This window comes from Pseudomonas sp. PvP100 (genome assembly GCF_017833055.1).
In the GTDB taxonomy this organism is placed as follows: Bacteria; Pseudomonadota; Gammaproteobacteria; order Pseudomonadales; family Pseudomonadaceae; genus Aquipseudomonas; species Aquipseudomonas syringae.
This window is the reverse complement of the sequence record NZ_JAFIBO010000001.1, coordinates 3,943,412-3,960,481: the sequence shown is the minus strand read 5'-3', so window position 1 is coordinate 3,960,481 and position 17,070 is coordinate 3,943,412. Positions and strand designations below refer to the sequence as shown.

Annotated in this window: 21 protein-coding genes; 17 read left to right on the top strand and 4 right to left on the bottom strand. The window is 61.0% G+C overall.

The window, feature by feature from the left end:
• The first annotated feature begins 5 nt into the window (after positions 1-5).
• A complete protein-coding gene (trpE, locus tag JOE39_RS17030) occupies positions 6-1,487 on the top strand; it encodes an anthranilate synthase component I (RefSeq protein ID WP_003422740.1) in 1,482 nt (493 codons plus the stop codon).
• Positions 1,488-1,558: 71 nt separating this feature from the next.
• Here the strand turns inward: trpE and estP are convergent, their stop codons facing one another.
• From estP to JOE39_RS17010, 4 genes are all read right to left on the bottom strand, one after another.
• Entirely contained in the window at positions 1,559-3,481 is a 1,923-nt protein-coding gene (gene estP, locus JOE39_RS17025; protein ID WP_210078551.1) for an esterase EstP, read from the bottom strand.
• 105 nt (positions 3,482-3,586) lie between these two features.
• Complete coding sequence (locus tag JOE39_RS17020; RefSeq protein WP_003316268.1) at positions 3,587-3,829, bottom strand: pyocin activator PrtN family protein; 243 nt, start codon at positions 3,827-3,829, stop codon at positions 3,587-3,589.
• 121 nt (positions 3,830-3,950) lie between these two features.
• Positions 3,951-4,199, bottom strand: coding sequence for a DUF1654 domain-containing protein (locus tag JOE39_RS17015; RefSeq protein ID WP_002551908.1), 249 nt, complete (start codon positions 4,197-4,199; stop codon positions 3,951-3,953).
• 152 nt (positions 4,200-4,351) lie between these two features.
• Positions 4,352-4,963, bottom strand: a complete 612-nt coding sequence (locus JOE39_RS17010) for a LexA family transcriptional regulator (protein WP_024639984.1) — start codon at positions 4,961-4,963, stop codon at positions 4,352-4,354.
• Positions 4,964-5,152: 189 nt separating this feature from the next.
• On the opposite strand from JOE39_RS17010, the gene JOE39_RS17005 reads away from it, so the two are divergent.
• The 16 genes from JOE39_RS17005 (at position 5,153) to JOE39_RS16930 (ending at position 17,065) form a co-directional block, all read left to right on the top strand.
• Positions 5,153-5,596 carry a hypothetical protein gene (locus JOE39_RS17005; protein WP_003341119.1) on the top strand — a complete coding sequence of 148 codons (444 nt, stop codon included), beginning with the start codon at positions 5,153-5,155 and terminating at the stop codon, positions 5,594-5,596.
• Between the two features lie 359 nt (positions 5,597-5,955).
• Positions 5,956-6,345 (top strand): hypothetical protein, encoded by a 390-nt coding sequence (locus JOE39_RS17000; protein WP_003411734.1) that lies wholly within the window; start codon positions 5,956-5,958, stop codon positions 6,343-6,345.
• Positions 6,326-6,664, top strand: a complete 339-nt coding sequence (locus tag JOE39_RS16995; protein WP_003394900.1) for a hypothetical protein — start codon at positions 6,326-6,328, stop codon at positions 6,662-6,664. The genes JOE39_RS17000 and JOE39_RS16995 overlap by 20 nt, the downstream gene beginning before the upstream one ends.
• 46 nt (positions 6,665-6,710) lie before the next feature.
• Positions 6,711-7,301, top strand: coding sequence for a hypothetical protein (locus JOE39_RS16990; protein ID WP_003316276.1), 591 nt, complete (start codon positions 6,711-6,713; stop codon positions 7,299-7,301).
• Entirely contained in the window at positions 7,298-7,486 is a 189-nt protein-coding gene (locus tag JOE39_RS16985) for a DUF2635 domain-containing protein (protein ID WP_003394899.1), read from the top strand. The genes JOE39_RS16990 and JOE39_RS16985 overlap by 4 nt, the downstream gene beginning before the upstream one ends.
• Before the next feature lie 18 nt (positions 7,487-7,504).
• Positions 7,505-9,001: a phage tail sheath subtilisin-like domain-containing protein gene (locus tag JOE39_RS16980; protein WP_003422754.1), complete on the top strand. Its 1,497-nt coding sequence runs from the start codon at positions 7,505-7,507 to the stop codon at positions 8,999-9,001.
• A 60-nt stretch (positions 9,002-9,061) separates the two neighbouring features.
• Positions 9,062-9,409: a phage tail tube protein gene (locus JOE39_RS16975; protein WP_003316279.1), complete on the top strand. Its 348-nt coding sequence runs from the start codon at positions 9,062-9,064 to the stop codon at positions 9,407-9,409.
• Positions 9,406-9,702, top strand: coding sequence for a phage tail assembly protein (locus JOE39_RS16970; protein WP_003316280.1), 297 nt, complete (start codon positions 9,406-9,408; stop codon positions 9,700-9,702). Before JOE39_RS16975 ends, JOE39_RS16970 begins: the two co-directional genes overlap by 4 nt.
• Positions 9,627-9,833 (top strand): hypothetical protein, encoded by a 207-nt coding sequence (locus JOE39_RS16965; protein WP_103689574.1) that lies wholly within the window; start codon positions 9,627-9,629, stop codon positions 9,831-9,833. Before JOE39_RS16970 ends, JOE39_RS16965 begins: the two co-directional genes overlap by 76 nt.
• Positions 9,833-11,992 carry a phage tail tape measure protein gene (locus tag JOE39_RS16960; RefSeq protein WP_210078552.1) on the top strand — a complete coding sequence of 720 codons (2,160 nt, stop codon included), beginning with the start codon at positions 9,833-9,835 and terminating at the stop codon, positions 11,990-11,992. Before JOE39_RS16965 ends, JOE39_RS16960 begins: the two co-directional genes overlap by 1 nt.
• A complete protein-coding gene (locus tag JOE39_RS16955) occupies positions 11,989-13,413 on the top strand; it encodes a DNA circularization N-terminal domain-containing protein (protein WP_032662872.1) in 1,425 nt (474 codons plus the stop codon). The genes JOE39_RS16960 and JOE39_RS16955 overlap by 4 nt, the downstream gene beginning before the upstream one ends.
• A 3-nt stretch (positions 13,414-13,416) precedes the next feature.
• Positions 13,417-14,544, top strand: coding sequence for a phage baseplate assembly protein (locus JOE39_RS16950; protein ID WP_003394890.1), 1,128 nt, complete (start codon positions 13,417-13,419; stop codon positions 14,542-14,544).
• Positions 14,541-15,053 (top strand): phage baseplate assembly protein V, encoded by a 513-nt coding sequence (locus tag JOE39_RS16945; RefSeq protein WP_003341098.1) that lies wholly within the window; start codon positions 14,541-14,543, stop codon positions 15,051-15,053. The genes JOE39_RS16950 and JOE39_RS16945 overlap by 4 nt, the downstream gene beginning before the upstream one ends.
• On the top strand, positions 15,050-15,448 hold the full coding sequence (locus tag JOE39_RS16940) for a phage GP46 family protein (RefSeq protein ID WP_003394886.1): 399 nt from the start codon (positions 15,050-15,052) through the stop codon (positions 15,446-15,448). Before JOE39_RS16945 ends, JOE39_RS16940 begins: the two co-directional genes overlap by 4 nt.
• Positions 15,438-16,478 carry a baseplate J/gp47 family protein gene (locus tag JOE39_RS16935; RefSeq protein WP_003372716.1) on the top strand — a complete coding sequence of 347 codons (1,041 nt, stop codon included), beginning with the start codon at positions 15,438-15,440 and terminating at the stop codon, positions 16,476-16,478. The genes JOE39_RS16940 and JOE39_RS16935 overlap by 11 nt, the downstream gene beginning before the upstream one ends.
• Positions 16,466-17,065 carry a putative phage tail protein gene (locus JOE39_RS16930; RefSeq protein WP_003394883.1) on the top strand — a complete coding sequence of 200 codons (600 nt, stop codon included), beginning with the start codon at positions 16,466-16,468 and terminating at the stop codon, positions 17,063-17,065. The genes JOE39_RS16935 and JOE39_RS16930 overlap by 13 nt, the downstream gene beginning before the upstream one ends.
• Positions 17,066-17,070 lie beyond the last annotated feature (5 nt).

Genomic DNA, 17,070 nt, shown 5'->3' with positions numbered 1-17,070 from the left:
TGCTCATGAACCGTGAAGAATTCCTGCGTTTGGCTGCCGAAGGCTACAACCGCATCCCGCTTGCCCGCGAAACCCTGGCCGACTTCGACACGCCGCTGTCGATCTACCTCAAGCTTGCCGATCAGCCCAACTCCTACCTGCTGGAGTCGGTTCAGGGCGGCGAGAAGTGGGGGCGTTATTCGATCATCGGCCTGCCATGCCGCACCGTGATGCGCGTGCATGGCCATCACGTCAGCGTGACCCATGATGGCGTCGAGATCGAAAGCCTGGATGTCGAAGACCCACTGGACTTCGTCGAGACCTTCAAGGCGCGCTACAACGTGCCGACCATTGCCGGGCTGCCACGTTTCAACGGCGGGCTGGTGGGCTACTTTGGCTATGACTGTGTGCGCTATGTCGAGAAGCGTCTGGCCAACTGCCCGAACCCTGACCCGCTGGGCGTGCCGGATATCCTGTTGATGGTGTCTGACGCGGTCGTGGTGTTCGACAACCTGGCGGGCAAGATGCACGCCATCGTGCTGATCGATCCAGCGCAACAGGACGCCTACGCGAGTGGCGTTGCGCAGCTCGATGAGCTGATGCACAAGCTGCGTCAGCCGATCACGCCGCGCCGTGGCCTTGATCTGGACCGGCCGCCGGCGGCCGACCCGGTGTTTCGTTCCAGCTTTACCCAGGACGATTACGAGGCGGCAGTCGATACGATCAAGCAGTACATCCTCGCCGGCGACGTGATGCAGGTTGTACCGTCGCAACGCATGTCCATCGATTTCAGCGCCGCGCCCATCGATCTGTATCGGGCGCTGCGCTGCTTCAACCCGACGCCTTATATGTATTTCTTCAACTTCGGCGACTTCCACGTGGTGGGCAGTTCGCCGGAAGTGCTGGTGCGGGTCGAGGACAATCTGATCACTGTGCGTCCGATCGCCGGTACTCGTCCTCGCGGCGCCACCGAAGAGGCGGATCGCGCGCTGGAAGAAGACCTGCTCTCCGATCACAAGGAAATCGCCGAACACCTGATGCTCATCGACCTTGGCCGCAACGACACCGGTCGGGTGTCGGAGATTGGCACGGTCAAACTGACCGAGAAAATGGTCATCGAGCGTTATTCCAACGTGATGCACATTGTGTCCAACGTTACAGGCCAGTTGAAAAGCGGGTTGACGGCGATGGACGCGCTGCGCGCAATTCTGCCGGCGGGCACTTTGTCCGGTGCGCCGAAGATCCGCGCCATGGAAATCATCGACGAACTGGAACCCGTCAAACGTGGCGTCTACGGCGGCGCGGTGGGGTATATGGCGTGGAACGGCAACATGGACACCGCGATTGCGATCCGCACGGCGGTGATCAAGGACGGTGAGTTGCATGTACAGGCCGGTGGCGGCATTGTCGCCGACTCCGTGCCAGTGCTGGAATGGGAAGAAACCCTGAACAAACGCCGCGCCATGTTCCGCGCCGTAGCCCTGGCCTCGCAAACTGCCGAGGACTGAGCAGGCTGCTGCTCTGCGTCCTCAAGCGGACGCAGAGCATCGCACGATAGTGAGGCTGTCCAGCAGCCTGTCTAGAAACTCAGACTCAACGCAACATTCACCCCTTGCTGGGTCACGTCGTCGTTTTTGCGCCAGTTGTAATTGCCGCGCAGTGTCAGGTCCTGAGTCAGCTTCTGGCTGACACCCAGCGTGGCCCGGTTCAGGTCGCGTTGCGGCGTGTAGCCTTGCAGCGTGAAGCCGACGGACTGGACGCTGTTGAGCGCCATGGTCACGTCCTGCTGATCGGTCTCGAACTCCCTTTCATGGGCAACTTCTCCCCATACCTGCGTGCTCGGTGTCACCTGGAATTTGCCCTGCACACCCACGCCTGCACGCCGCGATTTGCGCGTCTGGTCACTGAAGGTCAGCGCGGTCGATCGATCGCCTTTTTCCGAGTAGCCATCGACATCGATGTGCGCGTAATCGGCGCTGACGAAAGGCGACAGATGCCAGCGGCTGGTCGGGCCCGCGATGTCGAAACCGACTCGGCCACTGACAGCCCACATTTCGCCGTCGGTATCGCCTTTTTCCTGACCTTCGCTGACGCCCAGCGCGAATTTGCGCTCGGCATTTTCGTAGTCCAGCTTGCCGCCCGACACCGACAGATCACCCCACCAGTGGTTGGCCTGATACTGCAGGAACGCAGTGGCGATGTAGCTATTGAGTTTGTAGTCCGAGTCCCGTGGCCCTGCCTCAAGACTCTGGCGATATGCCCCGGCGACAACCCCTGTGCGCCAGTTTTCGGCAAATCGATAGCTGCCGCCGATGGTCAGGTTATAGCCTCTTCCGTCAGCGTCAGCCGAGCTGTCCTGCGCGTCGAAGTCCATTTTCTGACCGCCTGCCGAAAGCATGCTCTGCCACTGCCCGACGCCTTGCCAGTTGCCCCAGTCGCTGAGCCACTGGGCGCGGATTTCGTCCTGATGCATGCGCAGTGTGCCATTGGCCATTTCCGGCAGCAGGGAGATTTCCCAGGGTGCCGAAAGCAGCGAGTAGGCGTAGTCGGCCAGCAACCTCTGTCCGGCTTCGGTCGGGTGCACGCGATCGTTGAAGAACAGCCGGCTCGGATTCGGCGTCGCACTGGACCTGCCGTTGGTGGTGCTTTCCCGGCAGCTGTCGCCGCTGAAACAGGTACTGACCAGATTCTCGTTGGGATCGAACCCGAAGCGTGCCGGTTGAGCGAGGATTTCATTGATCAGCAACGGAACATTCAGCGGAATGATCTGGGCACTGATCTGTGCCAGTCGGCTGACCAGTTGCTGATTGAAGCCCGCGCTGAGTGCGGACGTTGCCGAAGCCAGCGGCGAACCGCTCAAGGCTGGCGTTTTACCGATATCCGGCAGCAACCAGACCATGATGTAGCGCGCACCGGCCTGTTGCAGGGCTTGCGCGCTGTCAGCCAACTGATTGGCAGCTTGCGCGGCGCTGCTGGCACTCAACACACGACCTTGCAGGAAATCGTTGCCGCCCCCGGTCAGGTAATAAAGAGCGTTGGGGTCGGCGCGAAAACTGTTGGCGGGCAAGTAACCGGTCCGGCTGCGTAGCAATGTGCCGGTGTTCGGATCGACGACGGTGGATTGCGAGTTGATCGAGTCAAGAATCTGGTCGGTCCGGTAGCCGCCGACTGCCCAGTTGTTGCCATCGGGTGCGCCCAGTGCAGCATTCACCGGTGACGTCGAGGCCGCCAGATCTCCTGCCGGCACACCGAGCATCCTGCCGATCAGTGTCGACGAGTTCAGATTGAACGCTTCACCGCTGCCGTCCTGATAAGTGGGGCCGACACGATTGGTGAACCTGAGCGTGGAGCCCCTGGGCCCTGCGGTGTCGGGAAACTGCCCGGCATCGGCCAGGCTGTCACCGAACACCACCATGGTTGAATAGGGCGCAGCGGCAGCGGTGCCGCAGGCAAGCGATAACAGGCAGGCCGCGAAGGGCCAGCGCCTTGATGTCTTGGTCATGAAAGGATCCCGATTGTTTTTATTTTGTACCGGAAACGTAGCAAGATTTTTCATGACTGCAAAGTTCGATGAACATTATAGCGCTGCGGCGGTGCTTTTTTGACCTCAGGCGGCCCTGTTGGTCACGATGGCGCTCAGGTAATTGGCCAGGTCGTGCAGATACACGAAGGGGTGGCCCTGACGACTGCCGCCTGTACGGCTGACTTTCAAGTCGATGCGCCCTGCGTTGATCTTGCGCAGCAGATTCCTGTCGTTCGACAGGTGCGAAAAATAACGCTCTCTGACGGCGCTCAGCGAAGGGCACGGCGTGGCGAATTCTTTGCGAAGTTGATCCAGTATTTCGTTCATTCCATGACTCCCTGTGGTTTGCATGTGAGTACTCCCGAGATGGGGTGCAGACAAACAATACGATATGTAGCGCTCCGTGACAATACAGTTTGTATTTTAAATACAATTTGTATCGTCCTTCTCACAGGGAATCGATGTACCAGGACACACGAGCAGTGCCGTTTTCCGGGTTGCGGGTCACGCTGATGCCTTCGGCCTCGCTGATCTGATCCATGATGCGCTCCCAGTGAGCCACCGACTCGCCAGGCTCCCTGATCAGCAGGACCTGATGCTCGATCTGGGCCTTGTCACTGGTGATAGCGTCCTGAATGCGCTGTGCCAAGGCCAGGTAAGCGTCATGTTGCGAGGTGTCGGGGAACTGCTTGAGCATGAGTGAACTCCTTTTTACTGTATGTGCATACAGTAATTGAGGGGTGTTTCTCACGCAAGCTACAAATGTTTCCTACACGGACACATGCCAGGGCTGAAACAAGGCGCATGAAAAAGCCCCGATTATCGGGGCTTGGGCGGGCGTGCCTGGATTCAGAGACGCATCGTCATCTGCCTGATGACACCGATCAGTTTGCACTCCTCGGTCACCGCAAGGGTCGGGTAGGCGGGGTTCAGTGGCTTGAGAAAGTAGCGTCCGGCGTCTTCGACGAGTTTTTTGAACGTGGCCTCGTTGCTTTCCGGCAGTTTGGCGATGACCAGCTTGCCGGCAGTGGGCTCGATTCCGGTGTCGACCAGAATCAACATGCCTTCTGGAATGCTCTGACCTGCGGGCGCGGTCATCGAATCGCCACGGACCACCAGCCAGAAGGCTCTGCCCTTGGCTTTATAGTCGCTGATCTCGAAGGTGTCCGAATAGCCGGCAGGGTAGGGCTCGACGGCTTCACTCCAGCCACCGGCCTCGACCCAGCTGATGACCGGGTAGCGATAGAAACGCGAAGGCTGCACCGTGGGCTCCACGTTGTGCATGCCGGGTTCGCTGGCCGGGATGGAGGTGGTGAGAATCGGCAGGCCGAGCTCGGTCAGAAATCGATTGATGACTTCGATCTTCGGCTCACGCTTGCCATTCAGCCAATGCCCTACCGCGCCGGGCGTTACGCCCATCCGCTCAGCCATCTCTTCCTGGCTGATTTCCTGGGTTTCCATGACCTGTCTTGCGACTTCATACCATTTTCTGTTCATGCGTCGAATCATACAGGCTGTAGGGTGTTGAGCAATATACATAATGTAATGCTCCGTTGTGTCATAAAAATACAAAATGTATTGTAAGGCCTTGGTTCTGTGCAGCGAAAGACGCTGCGCAGCGTTTCGGAAAGGTCCTACAGGAGAGACACGATGATCGAGAAAATAGAAGCCGTGATGCAGCACTGGGGTGAACAGCGCATGCGCATTGGCCTGGGCGGCGGACTGAGCAGCCCGATGGCCGGGATCATGGAATGGGGCGCGTACATTCCGCGTCGCACACCCGGCTCGCGCGCGCTGGTGGGTAATGGCAGCGGTCTGGACTATATAAGCAGCGAAGTAGAGGCGGCCATTGCGCAGCTGTCGCGCAGCCCGGCAAAGAGCCGCGGGCCTGAACTGGCCCAGCTGGCGACATTGCGTTATGTCGAGTCGTTGCCAGTGCGCGAGCAGATGCGCCTGGTAGGCATTAATGAAGGCGCAGATCGCACCTATCGCAACTGGATCAACAAGCTTCACCAGCAAGTGCTGGCGATTCTCGCTGAGCGCAGTGCTTCCAGAAGCAACAACGCGGGCGCCGACAAGGCTGCGCAAGGGTGAATGAAGACACGGTTTCACGCCGTTTATCCGGGTCGATTGCACAGCTGTGGCCGAACTCGTGTTGAACTCCGGTCAAACTCGACCCACCCCGAAACTGCCCCTTCCCAGGCTTTCCGGAGGGGGGTAAAAAGGTCCCACGATATGCGATTTGCGCCTCAGGGCAGCAGCCGGAAACAGGCTGATCAACAGCCACAACCGGTCACTCGCGACCCACCTCAAACCCCGCCTCGGCGGGGTTTGTTTTTTAAGATCCGGTCAACGTCCAGATCAGGTGCCTGCGCAAGCCTGCCCGACGCAGCATTGTTAAATGTGTTCAGCCCGGCCGCCTCAGTGCGGTCTTTTTTATTTCCGGAGTACCCATGGACCCAACCGACCTAGGCCCAGGCACAGCTACCTGGCTGGGCGGCACGGGCACAATTCTGCTTGGCGGCTTTTTATGGCTGCGCAAGTTTCTTTCCAGAGATGCAACAGACCGGGCGATGGACAACGCGGACATCGGCACGGTTCGCCGTCTCAATGAGTTGCTCGACTCCGAGCGCCAGGCGCGCAAGGAAGCTGAAGCGCGGGCTGACCAGTTCGCCAAGGAGCGCAACGAGCTCGCTGCCGCGGTTGGCCGGATGGAAGGCAAGATTGAAGCCCTCACCAGCCACATCGTCCAGCTCACCGACAAGGTCACCACGCAAAGCGCCGAAATCGCCCGGCTTCGATCTCAACTCGGAGGTGCAAACGATGCACAGATGCGCAATTGATTTCATCGCTCGCCATTGGTGGCGGCGCCTGGAAATCTGGCTGATTTCCATGCTGCTGATCGCTGGCTGCCTGATGCTCGGTTTTCAGGCCGGGCAGTGGTCGGCGAATGCCGAGCATACGCAGCAGCTGGCCGAGGTTCGCAATGCCTACGACGCAGCACTGGGCAAGCGCGACCGGCGCCTGGACAGGCTGGCCGAAACCACTACCCAGGTGGCGGACAGGGTCGAGAGTGCTGCATCGATTGCCAATCAGGCCGCTCACGCGGCCAGCCGTGCTGCAGACAAGGCTGATGAGGCGTTGTGCAAAGCTAACCAGTAGGCGTTTCCCACGCCGCAATCAACCTTTAACACACGCGGAACCCCTCATGAAGATAACCCCGATAGTTGCCCATTTGCAGGCGACCTGCCCCAGCTTTGCCGGGCGAATCAGTGCCGGTATCGACTGGGCTGCGGTCGCCCTCGGCGATCAGCTCGCTCACCCGTCGGCGTACGTGATTGCCACTGGCGATCAGTCCACCGCCAACGATTTGCAGAACGTCATCCGCCAGAGCATCACCGACACGATCGATGTCGTGGTGGTGCTCGATGGCGGTGACAAGCGCGGGCAGGAAGCCAGCGAGCAACTGCATGCCCTGCGCGCCGAACTGTGGCGTGCACTGGTGGGCTGGAACCCGGATCACGATTACGACGCGATGCAGTACACCGGTGGCGCGCTGGTGCAGATCAGCGGTGACCGGGTGACCTATCGCTTCGGGTTTGCAGCGCAGTTTCAACTGGGCCGCAACACCTCCGATCAGCCTGCCGAGACCTGGCACGAAGCGTATCTGGATGGTTTGCCCGGGTTTACCGGCGCCACCATTGAGATGGACTGCGTTGACCCCGCAGATCCGAACCTGAAGTCCCCCGGCCCTGATGGCCGTATCGAAGCGAAGTTCACAGCAGAGGTAACCCCATGACTCAACGCATCACTGTAGTACCGGCCGAGGGCCGCACTGTGCCGGATCCGGAGGCGGGCGATTTGCTGCCCGTCGAAGGCCGGCAGGTGACCTTCAACGCCTGGTGGCAGCGTCGTCAGAACGACGGCGACATCACCATTAAAACCGAGCAATCCACCACCACCCATCAAGCCTTCACGGCTTAACCAAGAGGAAGCCAAACAATGGCTATCAGCTTTAACAACATTCCATCCGATGTTCGCGTTCCGCTGTTTTATGCGGAGATGGACAACTCGGCCGCCAACAGCGCGTCGGCCAGCATGCGTCGACTGATCGTTGCGCAGGTCAACGACGATGTGTCCGGCCCCGAACTGGGTTCTCTGGTGCTGGTGCCAAGCGTGGCGCTGGCGAAAAACATCGGCGGTCAGGGCTCCATGCTGGCCTCGATGTATGAAACCTGGCGCAAGGCGGACCCCACCGGCGAAGTCTGGTGCCTGCCGCTGCTCAATACCGAAGGCGCCAAGGCCGGCGCGAAAGTCACCCTCACCGGGGCGGCGACCGAAGCCGGTCTGCTGAACCTGTATGTCGGCGGCATGCGAGTGCAGGCCACTGTCGTTAATGGTGCAACCGCTGCCCAGGCGGCCACGGCACTGTCGGTGAAAATCAATGCCACGCCTGACCTGCCGATCACCGCGGCTGTCGAAGCGGGTGTGCTGACCCTTTCCTGCAAATGGAGCGGGGCGAGCGGCAATGACATCCAGCTGGAATTCAATCGCCAGGGCAAGACCAATGGCGAAGTCATTCCTGCCGGCCTGACGGCGGCAGTCACCGCCATGACTGGTGGCGTGGGTACGCCTGATCAGCTCAAGGCACTGGCTGCGCTGGGCGATGAGCCGTTCGAGTTCATCTGCATGCCCTGGACCGACACCGCCACGCTGGATGCCTGGAAAGCGGCAATGGACGACAGCACCGGTCGCTGGAGCTGGGCGCGTCAGCTGTACGGTCACGTTTACAGCGCCAAGCGCGGCACGGTCGGTACGCTGGTAGCCGCAGGTCAACTGCGCAACGATCAGCACATCACCCTGCAGGGTGTGGAAAACGGTGTTCCGCAACCGGTCTGGCTGCAAGCCGCTGCACTGGCTGCGCGTACGGCGGTGTTCATCTCTGCCGACGCCAGCCGTCCGACTCAGAGCGGCACCATGCCCGGTATTGATCCGGCGCCGGCCAGTCAGCGTTTCACCCTGACCGAGCGTGAGTCGCTGCTGCGTTACGGCATCGCCACGGCGTACTACGAAGGCGGTTACGTGCGCATTCAGCGTTCGATCACCACTTACCAGAAGAACGCTTACGGCCAGGCTGACAACTCGTACCTGGACAGCGAAACCATGCACCAGTCGGCGTTCATCATCCGTCGTCTGCAAGGCATCATCACCAGCAAGTACGGCCGCCACAAGCTGGCCAACGATGGCACGCGCTTCGGTGCCGGCCAGCCGATCATCACGCCGAGCACCATCCGTGGCGAGTTGATTGCGCAATACGCACGTCTTGAAGAAGAGGGTCATGTGGAGAACGCTGAAACGTTCGCCCAGCACCTGATCGTCGAGCGTGACGGCAATGACCCAAGCCGCGTGAACGTGATGTTCCCGCCTGACTACATCAACGGCCTGCGCGTGTTCGCGCTGCTCAACCAGTTCCGCTTGCAGTACGACGAAGCGGCATAAGCCTAACCAACCCTTTCAAGCCCGCCTCGTGCGGGTTTTTTCATTCTGGAGATAAACAACATGGGTCAGAAAGTTGCGGGTACCTGCTACATCAAAGTGGATGGCACCCAATTGACCATCAGCGGCGGCGGCGAAGCGCCTCTGATGAACATCAAGCGCGAGACGGTCGTGCCTGGTTACTACAAGGAAACCGAAAAGGCCGCCTGGTTGAAATTCACCGCCGTGCATACCGCGGATCTGCCGCTCAAGCTGCTCACTACCGGTGTGGATATGACCATCACCTGTGAGTTCAAGAACGGCAAGACCTACGTCCTGTCCGGCGCCTACCTGGTCGATGAGCCGAGCAGCAAGGCTGACGACGGCACCATCGAACTGCAATTCGACGGCAATCAGGGGAGCTGGCAATGAGTGAAGTCATCGACCTGGCCAGCCCGATCGAAGCGCACGGCGAAACCCTTTCGCAACTGACCTTCCGGCGCCCTACGGCGCAGGAAGCGCGGGCCATCAAGGCCCTGCCGTACAGGATCGACAAGAACGAGGAAGTTTCCCTGGATCTGGACGTGGCAGCGAAATACATCGCCGTCTGCGCCGGCATCCCGCCCTCGTCGGTCAATCAGATGGACCTGTGCGACATCAACACGCTGAGCTGGAAGGTTGCGAGTTTTTTCATGGCAGCGGCATCAGCGACCTCGAAGGACTGATCGCCGTCGTTTACGACCTCGCGTACTTCTGGAAGACCGATCCCGAGCTGATGATGTCCAGGGAGCTGGACGTCATCACCGAGTCGATCTTGCAGACGCAACGCATCAACCAGATCCTGCAGGGGGAGTGATGGCAGACACTATCAAGACGCTGATTACCGGCGTCGACAAGCTGTCTCCAACGCTGGCAACCATCCGCAACAACGTTGAAGGCTTCGAGACCAGGCTTAAAGGCTCTGGTCTTGGGAACGTCGAAGTGGGCGAGATGATCAAGGGCAATGCTTTGGCAGAGCCCTTGATTGCCGGAGTAAAGGCAGCGATCGGTTTCGAGACCAGCATGGCCGGCGTGAAACGATCGGTCACCTTTGAAACACCGCAACAGTTCCAGCAGATGAGTTCCGACATTCTGGACCTCAGTGAACGACTGCCGGAAAGCGCCAACGGTATCGCGGCGATTGTCGCCGCGGGTGCCAAGGCCAATGTACCGCGCGAAGAACTGACCGGGTTTGCCAGCGACGCCGTGAAAATGGGCGTCGCATTCGATCAGACAGCGGCCGAGTCGGGCGACATGATGGCCTCGTGGCGGTCATCGTTTCAGATGACTCAGCCGCAGGTCGCGGCGTTGTCCGAGAAGATCAACGTGCTCGGCGGCAACAACCTGGAAAAGAAAATCGCCACCATGGTGACTGCAATGGGCCCGCTCGGGCCGGTGGCGGGGATGGCCTCCGGGCAACTGGCGGCCATGGGTGCGACCCTGGCCAGCGTCGATGTGCCGGCCGATGTGGCCGCCAGCGGCATGAAGCGTTTCATGCAGTCGTTGACCGAAGGGGGCGCGGCGAAAGCCGGGGCGTTCGAGGCGTTGCAGCTCGACGTCAATCAGTTAACCCAAGGCATGCAGAGTGACCCGTCCGGGACCATTGAAAAGGTTCTGACGGCGGTTTCCAGTGTTGATCCCGGCAAACAGTCGGACGTCATCACGCAGCTGTTCGGTGCCGAATCGCTGGGCGCGATCACGCCGCTGCTGGCCCACCTCGATGTGCTCAGGTCCAACCTGGCCAAGGTCGGGGAGGGCGTGCAAAACAGCGGCTCCATCGAGAAGGAGTTCGCAGACAACTCCCAGACCACGGCCACTGCCATCAAAGAGATGACCAACCGTGTCGATCGTCTGGGCATCAATATCGGCAGTATGTTCCTGCCGGCGATGAACGAAGCAATGGCCGTGATCGGGCCGATGATTTCTCAGGTCGCCGCACTGGCGGCCGAACACCCTGGCGTTATCAAGGGTGTGGTGGCCGCTGCGATTGCGTTCGGTATATTGCAAGTTGCGGTCATGACCGCGACGACCGCCATGAGCGTACTTAGCACGGTGATGGGCCTGTCACCGCTGGCCTTGATCGTGCGCGGCCTCGCGCTGGCGGCAGTTTTTCTGATCGCCAACTGGTCGACCGTCGCACCTTATTTCCAGGCGGTCTGGGAGGCGATTCGCGGACCGGTGATGGCGCTGTGGGACGTGCTCAAGGCGGTCTTCGCCTGGACGCCGCTGGGCATGATCGCAGCCAACTGGCAGCCACTGACCGAATTCTTTGCTGCGCTGTGGGACGTGATCAGGGCGCTGGCCACGCCGGTTTTCGATTTTCTGCAAACGCTATTTGCGTGGACGCCGCTGGGCATGGTCGTGGCCAACTGGCAGCCGTTGTCCGAGTACTTGGCCGGGCTATGGGAAACCATCAAGGCCGAGGCGCAGCCGTTTACCGATGTGCTGGCAACGCTGTTCAGTTTTTCGCCGCTGGGCATGGTCATCGAGAACTGGCAGCCGATCAAAACCTGGTTCGCAGGTCTGTGGGCGGACATCAAGCCATTCATCGAGCCGATCATGAGCTGGTTTGGTGGCGACACGAATAAGACCGTCCTGCAGCGGGCGACCGAGAAGGCCAATCAGTTCGCGGAAGAACAGCGGATACGCAACGCAGGGCCAGGCGGCGGGACCGGTGCGTTTCTAGCGGTCGGTGCCGTCGAGAACGTTCGCACGAATCAGCAGTTGCTCAATCAGGCCGCTGGCGTGCCCTCGACCAGCCAATTGCTCGGCGTACCCACGCCGTTGGCGCCCGGCAGCCTGTTGTTGCAACAGGGCGCAGCCGGTGCCGGCCCGCGACTTGAGGGCGAGCTCAACATTCGCTTTGAAAACGCGCCGCCGGGCATGCGCGCCGGACAAGTGCAAACCAACCAGCCGGGTTTGACGATATCGCCAAACGTCGGTTATCGAACCCTCTGCGCAGGAGCCGGATCATGAGTACATGGCGTGACAGCCTGCTGCCAGCGTCTTTCCGGGGCGTCGGTTTTTTCATTGAAAAAGCCGTCGTCCCGGCAGGCCGCAAGGGGCAGTTGCATGAGTTTCCACAACGCGACGAGCCTTATTTCGAGTCGCTGGGCAAACAGTCGAAAGTGCATACGCTGACGGGGTTCATTGTCGGTCCCGACTGCTTCGAACAGCGAGACAGACTGCTACAGGCACTGGAGCAGGAAGGTGCCGGCGAGCTGGTGCATCCCTGGCTGGGTCGCGTGCAGGTCCAGGTCGGCGAATGTGGCGTCACACACAACCTGAGCGAAGGCGGGCTCGTCCGGCTGGACCTGAAATTCTATCCGGCCAACCCGCTCAAGTTTCCCGTGTCGACCCTCAATACGCGACGGCAGTTGCTGGGCGCGTCCGAGAGCCTGCTGGACTCGGCGCTCAGGCGCTACCGCTCGGTGATGGCCACAGTGGACGCGGTGCGTATCAATATTCAGGCGCTGCGCAGCGCCCTGTCGGGCGTATTCGCCACTATTCAACGGCAGTTCACACCGTTCATGACGATCTATTCGGATGTCACTGCGCTGGTGCATTCGCTGGTCAATGCGCCGTTGACGGTCAGCACGCTGTTTACCACGTTCTTCGCCAGTTTCGACGGTGACAGTCGTCGAGCCAGAAGAGCGAACGGCACCAGCAGTATTGGCGGGGCGAGTACCGGAACGAATGCCGGGTCAGGTTCCGGCAGCTCGACAGGGGGCGGTTCAGGCAGCGGTTCCGCGAGTGGCAGTAACGGCACCGCTGCGAGTAGCGCGGCAGCAAGGTCCGGCAGCAATGGCGGCGTGTCCTCTGTTGAAACGGTCGATTACCGGTCGGTGATTTCCGAGGCCACGCAACAGGCGGAAGCGGTGTCCGGCATCAATCTGGTCAGTCAGAGCAGCGGGCTGGACACCGGCGTGACGGCTCAGGCCGCGGCCAATCTGGTTCAGGATGCCTTGTTGGTCAAGGTGGCGAAAATCGTCGCGAGCATGCCGGTTGCGACGACGGTCACGCCGCTCACAGTGGTGCCGTCGCTGGACCAGCAAGTGACGCAAGCGCTGCAGCGCGTCGATGTGCCGGTTGCCGATGATGTGATCGAACTGCGTGACACGCTGAGTTCGGCGATCTGGGAAGCGTCGTTGAAAGCCGACCCCGAACATTACCTGGCGCTCAACACATTGCGTCAGGCCTTGATCAGGCACCTCAACGCGGTGGCGGCTTCCGGCGTACGTCTGGTGGACATGAAGGTCTCCGAGCCTTTGCCCGCGCTGGTGCTGGCCTATCGCCGATTCGGTGACGCCAGCCGGGCGCAGGAAATGGTGCAGCGCAATCGGCTGGCCCACCCGGGTTTCGTGCCGCCCGGCACGCTGAAGATTGCTCAGGAGTGACCCATGATCGACCCTAACGTTGTCACCCTGACCGTTGACCAGCACGACTATGCCGGCTGGAAGTCGGTGGAAATCTCTGCCGGGATCGAGCGTCAGGCGCGCAGCTTTGAAGTGAGCATTACCTGGCAGTGGCCGGGCACTGAAATCTCGCATCCGATCACGCCCGGCGCAGCGTGCGAGGTGCGTATCGGCGGCGAGTTGATTCTGACCGGCTGGGTATTTGCCGCGCCGATCAGCTATGACGGCAAGCAAGTCACACTGAAGATTTCCGGACGCTCGAAAACCGCCGACCTTATCGACTGCTCGGCCATCAACAGGCCGAGTCAGTGGAAGGAGGTGGGGGTGCTGAAGATCGTTGAAGCGCTGGCTGCGCCCTATGGTTTGTCGGTGATCAGCGAAATACCGGAGACCTCGAAGATGGCCGATCACACCATCGAGCCTGCCGAAACCGTGTTCAAGTCCATTGACCGGCTGCTGACCCTGTTCCGGATTTTTTCCACCGATGACGAATACGGCAATGTGGTGCTGGCCAGGCCGGGCAGTCGCGGGCAGAGCGCAGACGCGCTCGAACTCGGCAAGAATGTGTTGAGCGCCGTCATCGCGCGGGACTTTTCCGGGCTTTTTTCCGAGTACCGGGTCATCGGTCAACAAACCGGTAATGACCAGACGTTCGGCAAGGAGTCGTCGGAGGTCTCGGCAGAAGTCACGGATGACCGGCATGACGATCCCGCGCATAAAAAGCGTCTTCGCGTACTGGTCGTTCATGAGGATGCGCCGATCACACCCAAGCTCGCCCTGAGTCGCGCCAATTGGGAGCGCGGTCAGCGGGCCGGCAAGGCGCTGCTCACCACCTACAAGGTCCAGGGCTGGCGGCAGTCCAACGGGGCGCTCTGGCGGCACAACACCATGGTCCGGGTGATCGATCCGGTCATCGGTTTTACGAGCCGCAACATGCTGATTTCAGCCGTGACCTACTCGCTGAGCGACCAAGGCACGATCACCACACTGGTGGTCGGTCCGCCTGAAGGTTTCCAGGCCGAGCCAGGTGACCCCAACAAGCGCAGCAAGGTGCAGGTCAATCAGGACGCTTACTCCTGGCTGCTGCCCATCGACGAGGAAACAACCTCATGAGCTTACTCAATCGCATGCTGGTGCGCGGCACGGTGGTGCTCGCCAGGGCCAGCAGCAAAATGCAGGCGCTGCAAATGCGCCTCACCGCCGGAGAGGTCAAGGACGACATGGAGCACTTCGAACCCTACGGCTTCACCAGCAACCCGCTGGCCGGCGCCGAGGGCATTGCCGCTTTCATTGGTGGCGACCGTTCACATGGTCTGCTGCTGGTGGTGGCCGACCGGCGCTATCGCCTCAAGGGTCTGGAGTCCGGCGAAGTGGCGATCTATACCGACGAGGGCGACAAGATTCACCTCAAGCGCGGCAAGGTCATCGACATTGAAACCGACACCCTGAACATCAAGGCGGCGGTGGCCGTGAACTTCGACACACCGCAGATCACCCAGACCGGAAAGATCGTCTCCCAGGGCGACCAGCTTGCCGCGGGCATCAGCCAGATCAGCCATCTGCACGGCAATGTGCAGGGCGGTAATGGCCAGAGCGGGCCGCCCGTTGGAGGTGCCGGATGATCATTGAAGGTTCTCTGCAGGCGTCCTTGCTGCGCTCGGTGGTCATCAGCCTGTTCACCTGGCGGCGTGCCGAAGCGGACGACCCGTTCGACGATGCCGAGCGCTATGGCTGGTGGGGCGACACCTACCCGGCACAGGCCAATGACCGCATCGGTTCCAGGCTGTGGCTGCTGCGCCGGGTCAGGTTGACTGCCCAGACCCAGCGCGATGCCGAGTTCTATGCCCGCGAAGCGCTCGACTGGCTGATCGAAGATGGCCAGGTCAAGCACATCAACATCCTTACCGAACAGGTTCAGAGCAACCGCCTGAACCTGGGCGTCGAGCTGGTCGTCTCGGACGGTCAGCTCGTGCGTTTCAACCCTTCTGAACAGTGGCAGGTGATTTATGCCGTTTGAAACACCTACGTTACCGGCGCTGATCAACCGAACCCAGGTCGACCTCGCCGACGAAGCGCTGCGTCAGTCCGATGCTCGGGTATTGTCCCGCGCGCACAGCGGCGCGGCCTACGGGCTGTACGGCTATCAGGACTGGATCGCCGACCAGATTCTGCCGGACACCGCCGACGAGGAAACCCTCGAGCGGCAAGCCATCCTGCGCCTGAGGCAGCCGCGCAAAGTGGCACAGGCCGCTACCGGCACGGTGCGCTTCACCGCTGCAGCCGGCGCGGTGCTAGATGCGGACACTGTGCTGCAGTTCAGTGATGGACGCTTCTACCGCGTCACCAAGGGCGTCACCACGGTTGCGGGCAATAACACGACCACGGTCGAAGCGGTGGATGCCGGTGTTCTGGGTAATGCGGATGCCGGTCTGGTGATGACTGCCGTGCAACCGGTCGAAGGTATCGACAGCACCTTCACCGTCATTGCCGACGGACTTTCCGGCGGCATCTCGCAGGAAAGTATCGAGTCGTTGCGTGCGCGTGTCGTGCGCTCCTACCGGGTCATCCCGCATGGCGGCAATCAGGATGATTACGTGACCTGGGCGCTGGAAGTGCCGGGCGTGACGCGCGCCTGGTGTGTGCGCCGGTTCATGGGACCAGGGACGGTGGCGGTGTTCTTCATGCGTGACGACCAGGCCGATCCCATTCCTGACGCCGAGCAGCTGGCTGCGGTCGCTGCGTATATCGAGCCGCTGCGTCCGGTCACTGCAGACGTATACGTGCTGGCGCCGGTGCAGAAACCGGTGGTCTACACCATCCGGCTCACACCGGATACCTCCGCCGTGCGGGCGGCGGTCGAAGCGCAACTGCTGGACCTGCACAACCGTGAGGGCGGACTGGGCGAAACCCTGTTGCTGACGCACATCGCCGAGGCCATCAGCCGCGCGACGGGCGAAACCGATCATGTGCTGGTTTCGCCAGTGGCCAATGTTACTGCCGCGGCCAACCAGCTGCTCACGTTCGGGGGTATTCAATGGTCGTCATAAGAACCGCCGAACACTACGCCGGACAACTGCAGGCGCTGTTGCCACCCGGTCCCGCATGGGATCCGGAGCGGGTGCCGGAATTGCAGCAGGTGATTACCGGCCTGTCCCGCGAGTTCGCACGCATCGATGGCCGCGCGTTCGACCTGCTCAACGAGATGGACCCCGCCACCGTCAGTGAGCTGGTCCCGGACTGGGAGCGGGTGATGAACCTGCCTGACCCGTGCCTGGGGCTTAAACCCTTGTTCGCAGACCGGCGCCTGTCGGTGCGCCAGCGGCTTGTGGCGACAGGAGGGCAGAACGCGGCGTTCTACATCGACATTGCCATCAGCCAGGGCTACCCCGATGCCACCGTGACCGAACACCGAGCGCCCCGTATGGGGCGTTCGCGTTTTGGCCAGGCGCACTTCGGCACCTGGAGCGCGCAATTCATGTGGACCCTGAACACCGGTGGGCGCCAGCGCCTGGGCCGACGCTTCGGGGCCAGCTACTGGGGCGAGCGGTTCGGGGTGAATCCCGGGCTCGCAATCGAATGTTTGATCCGTCGAGCAGCACCGGCGCACAGCGTCGAATTCGTAAACTTCAACTGAGGAAC